This is a genomic window from Novosphingobium sp. GW835-FHT14H07, from assembly GCF_058793515.1.
On record NZ_JBXAFX010000092.1, the window covers coordinates 1 to 500 of the forward strand.

Sequence of the window (500 nt, forward strand, 5' to 3'; positions counted from 1 at the left end):
ACTGTCAAACGGCGTTCAAAAGGGACCCCCGATCGGCGTCGAAGAGGGACCCCCTTTTCAGATAATATGATGCTGGTTTGTTGAAGATGGCCTTGCGCTGCGTGCGGCGGAGGGCGGGCGTAGCCCGACCGGAGGCGCGCGCAGCGCAAGATAGATTTTTGAAGGCGCCGAAGGTGGCTGTCAGCTGCGGTTTTTGAAGCGCCAGCTGTCGTTGCCCGTCTCGACGATATCGCAGTGGTGGGTGACGCGGTCGAGCAGCGCCGTGGTCATCTTGGGATCGCCGAACACGGTCGGCCATTCGCCGAAGGCGAGGTTCGTGGTGATGATGACGCTGGTCCGCTCATAAAGCTTGCTGATGAGGTGGAACAGCAACTGCCCTCCCGAGCGGGCGAACGGCAGATAACCGAGCTCGTCGAGAACGATCAGGTCGAGCCGCGACAGCTGCGCCGCCAGGGTCCCGCCTTTGCCGATCCGGGTCTCCTCTTCGAGGCGTGTCACCA

The 500-nt window shown here is 62.2% G+C and carries 1 protein-coding gene; it reads right to left on the minus strand.

All coding sequences use genetic code 11. The annotated features are described in order from the left end of the window. Window positions 1–180 precede the first annotated feature (180 nt). Window positions 181–500: ATP-binding protein (locus AC1Q5P_RS21955; RefSeq protein ID WP_164847550.1), on the minus strand; the 320-nt coding region annotated here is incomplete at its 5' end.